Annotated in this window: 5 protein-coding genes; 1 reads left to right on the top strand and 4 read right to left on the bottom strand. The window is 42.1% G+C overall.

The annotated features are described in order from the left end of the window. The 3 genes from NZM04_11135 to NZM04_11145 all read right to left on the bottom strand — a co-directional run. Window positions 1–201, bottom strand: a 201-nt coding sequence (locus tag NZM04_11135; protein MCS7064568.1) for a hypothetical protein, incomplete at its 3' end; no start/stop codon positions are given. Window positions 202–672: 471 nt separating this feature from the next. Further along, complete coding sequence (locus tag NZM04_11140; protein ID MCS7064569.1) at window positions 673–1,731, bottom strand: RHS repeat-associated core domain-containing protein; 1,059 nt, start codon at window positions 1,729–1,731, stop codon at window positions 673–675. A gap of 411 nt (window positions 1,732–2,142) precedes the next feature. Further along, window positions 2,143–3,237, bottom strand: coding sequence for a DUF2235 domain-containing protein (locus tag NZM04_11145; GenBank protein MCS7064570.1), 1,095 nt, complete (start codon window positions 3,235–3,237; stop codon window positions 2,143–2,145). Window positions 3,238–3,316: 79 nt separating this feature from the next. On the opposite strand from NZM04_11145, the gene NZM04_11150 reads away from it, so the two are divergent. After that, window positions 3,317–3,481 carry a hypothetical protein gene (locus NZM04_11150; GenBank protein ID MCS7064571.1) on the top strand — a complete coding sequence of 55 codons (165 nt, stop codon included), beginning with the start codon at window positions 3,317–3,319 and terminating at the stop codon, window positions 3,479–3,481. An 8-nt stretch (window positions 3,482–3,489) separates the two neighbouring features. On the opposite strand, the gene NZM04_11155 is transcribed toward NZM04_11150, so the two are convergent. Beyond that, the gene (locus NZM04_11155; GenBank protein ID MCS7064572.1) at window positions 3,490–3,633 is read right to left on the bottom strand and encodes a hypothetical protein; all 144 of its coding nucleotides are present in this window, start codon (window positions 3,631–3,633) and stop codon (window positions 3,490–3,492) included. Window positions 3,634–3,772 lie beyond the last annotated feature (139 nt).

Genomic DNA, 3,772 nt, shown 5'->3' on the forward strand with positions numbered 1-3,772 from the left:
ATAATTCTGCGAAAGCAAATATACATTGTTTGACCCATCATGTGATCCATTTTGACCAAGTTCACTATAGTGCGTCCCATCGATAAAATAACCTGCTCTCCCAGTCGGATCAATATAATTCACCGGATCCCCATTCGCGTAGCCATACAAACTCATATCACTCCCGTGCCCCAAAGGATCAGCCGCGAGGAATCTTCCCATGACATAATTGGGTTCAACATTATGCACGTAAGCCAATGCGACGCTTATAGAAAATAGAAATAGAGCTACTCGGATTACGTGCATCGGCTTGTCTTAACGATCTCGAATTGGAAACTCCTCGGGATATGTATGCTCAAGATACATCATAACACCCGTGTAAGTAAAAAATCCAGCAACAACTATTATTGGTAAAAAACATTTTATTTTATCTATACTGCTTAATCGTTTGAAGTTTATTATGCCAATTATAACTAGAAATAATGAAATTAGAAAAATGATGATAGGTAATGATGCCATTACAAAAACAAAATATTGATATTTTTCATCTAAATAAAAACCTATTTTTTCAAAATACACCTCATTAATTATTCCTAAAACAAATATGCATAGTATTAAAAAAAATAATATTAAAATAAATTTATCTATCAATCTATTCATAGTAATTTAGAGTTCTATATTGCCTTTAAACTTCTAAGGTTCAAAAGGAAACCAAGATGCGCCTTTGTTTGGAATGACAGGATTACCACTTGGCACGCCGTGATAGCTAGTGGTTCCTCTTACACCTGTAGCACTCCCTCCGCTCACATCTCCCCAAGCATCCACCACTGAATCATTTTCGTGACACGTGGCACCATTACATCCGTAATTGATAAATGTAGAATTATCTGTAAATGCGCCTCCATTGATCATTCCTCTAATTTCATTATCAGTTAATCGTGAACTATTAGAGCTATCGTTATATTGCAGCATCATTTCCCCTGCTTTTCCATGGCCAAAATAATACGTCTCCGATATCTGCGAGTTTCCTGTTCGATTACCTCCAGATGTTGTGGTATTTATATTAATCGCTAAATCGTAATCTGAATTATACCATCTCAAATTCACATTATTTTGCGAGGCCGTTCTCTCAATCTGCGATGCATAGTAATCTCTAGCATGTCCATCATTGATAGCTCTTTGTTCATAGGTTGATCGCTGCACACTCCATTCTATATTCGCACCCATTCCATACTGATTTCTTACTTCTTGGATTTGTGCCACTGCTGATTGCGTGAAGTTTTGCCAGTTGCGATCATGTGCAAGAGTTACATCAGATAATTTACTTAGAACTTGTGATCCAAAAATTAAAATTGAATTATTTGTTTCCCATCCCCCTCTATTCGTATTAATCCCGCCGCTGATCACGGAGATGGTATTTTGCATCGAATTCCCCATCTGTGTCGAATTAAACCCGCTGATCCCACTCGTCAAGCCGCTGGAATGGCGGCCTGTGGGATCGATCGCATTCACCGGATCATTATTCGCATAACTGTAAAGACTCATATCCGAGGCATGCCCCAAAGGATCAGCCTGCAAGAACCTTCCCGTGGGATAATGATAAAGCCTCGCCCCCATGTGAATGACGTCGCCTTCGAGGCGATACCCGCGCCAGCCTGATGCCTCGTGCAAGCCCACTCCCTCGCCCAGCCGCTTCTTTACCGCTTCGCGCGAGGGGCCGTAACCCAGATAGCGTGTCTCTTTCCACGTCATAATGTTGTTATATACATACCCCACACTGTGTCCATACGCATACCGAGCGTTGCAGCGCTGAATTTCTTCATTTAAATCCGTTTCTGATTTTTAATTTTTATCTAAAAAATATAACGTCAAAAATAAAAAAAGCCATACTTAAAACGATCGGCAAGAAACATGCCCATTTCTGCTTGATGCTTATCGACCTTATATAGATGAATCCAAATATTAGTAATACTATAGAGAATACTACAGATAACACCCAAAATATCCCCATTAATACTCCTATTCCCATTGCATAAGTGTAATCTAAAGGATATTTTACATGCGATAAGCCCATAAAAATTATCGGAATCAAGAATATCAATAAATAATTAAATAGCCAAATCCAAAAAAAAACTTTTATTGCCTTCATGTCATTTGTAGATTTTATTTTCCAAATGTCTTATTTTTAGATATTTCACCTGAATCAACATTATAACTATACGCTTGCGTAAACACAGAGCCTCCAATTATTAAAGCTGCATTGTTAATAATCGAGTCATAAACCCGAGCTCCCGTGTAAAGATTACCAACTCCAGCTACATCTCCATGCCCCCCTTCAAAATTAAAAACTTTGGCACTAGATGGTATAGAATTATATTGTGGAATACCAAAAATCTTTAAATCATCTTTCGCATCATAAAAAAATGTATGCTTCACATTATTAGCAACATCACTTGTATTAAACCCTAAGTTTAATTTACTAACACCCATCGAATATACCGTATCAATTAAATGCACTTGACTAATCACCTTTTGATTTGAATTTGGATCAACAAGATACGGGATATTTATCGTCATCCCTCCCACAGAGACTGGGCTGGTGTTGGGTATTCCTTCCTTTGCGATCATATGCGTTACCTCCTGTGCTATCGCGCCTCCACGACTCCATCCATACAATTGTATATCCGTATCTCCACGATTGTAATTTTCTACTATCTTATTATAAACATTACTGGCAATTTCTTTTGATCCTAAACCTGTAGCACCACTTATTTGGCTATCCAACCATCCATTTTGACTATCATTCCCGACTCCCGGAAAATAATATGCAGTGCCCGACCCTATATAATTTTTCGAGAGGTCGTATATAATACTAGTCTGACTATTCACCTCACCATTTTTTCCATTAGAATCATACCAAGTCCCATCGATAAAATAACCTGCTCTACCCTCCGGATCCACGCCATTCACCGGATCATTATTCGCGTAACTGTAAAGACTCATATCTGAGGCGTGGCCTAGGGGATCGGCGGAGAAAAAGCGAGCGGTGGGATAATGATACAGCCTTGCGCCCATGTGAATGACATCGCCTTCCGTGCGATACCCCCGCCAGCCGCTCGCTTCATGCAAGCCCACACCCTCCCCAAGCCGCTTCTTAACTGCTTCGCGCGATGGGCCGTAACCAAGATAACGTGTCTCTTTCCACGTCATCACGTTGTTATAAACATAACCCACGCTATGTCCATACGCATCATTCACGTTTCCCCTTGCCACCGCACTCCCTCCCGTCCCGCCTCCTTCCTCGATCCACGCTTCTATGCCGCCGCCCGCAGGTTTTATGAGCAAGCCCGAACATTATTTTGAAAAACATGCACAAAGAATGACCCCGCGAGCCAAGCGTTCTGCCTTCCAACACGTGCAACGAAGCGGCTTCAGAGGCAGTGCGCCAGAATCTAGGCAAGAGACAGCATGGCAGGGCGATGTTGCCGTGCCGCTGGATTGATGGATGGATCACGCTGTGGCTGATCTTCCGACACAGCCGCGCTCAGGCTTAAAAAGCACCAAACCTATGATCTCGCCCCAGTCGTTACACTCGCCGTCATCTTGCTCCCAAGCCGTATTAGCTCCGCATCTATCCGGGCTTGCCGGTTTCATCAGCCTTTCGCGGTGAATGAAGATGGCGAAGGCAGCGCATTGGCTTCCTGATCGTAGCCCGTATGAAGTCCGCCATGCACGCGTCTGGCAGGGTTTTTGCCGCAGCATGAATGGATTGGCCACACCCACACCTCAATCT

This window comes from Candidatus Methylacidiphilales bacterium (assembly GCA_025056655.1).
Lineage (GTDB): Bacteria > Verrucomicrobiota > Verrucomicrobiia > Methylacidiphilales > JANWVL01 > JANWVL01.

What these genes read in the sequence shown, in the direction of transcription:
- NZM04_11140 (MCS7064569.1), bottom strand. Translation starts at nt 1,731, where the DNA reads ATGACGTGGAAAGAGACACGCTATCTGGGTTACGGCCCCTCGCGCGAA.
- NZM04_11155 (MCS7064572.1), bottom strand. Translation starts at nt 3,633, where the DNA reads ATGAAACCGGCAAGCCCGGATAGATGCGGAGCTAATACGGCTTGGGAG.
- NZM04_11150 (MCS7064571.1), top strand. Translation starts at nt 3,317, where the DNA reads ATGAGCAAGCCCGAACATTATTTTGAAAAACATGCACAAAGAATGACC.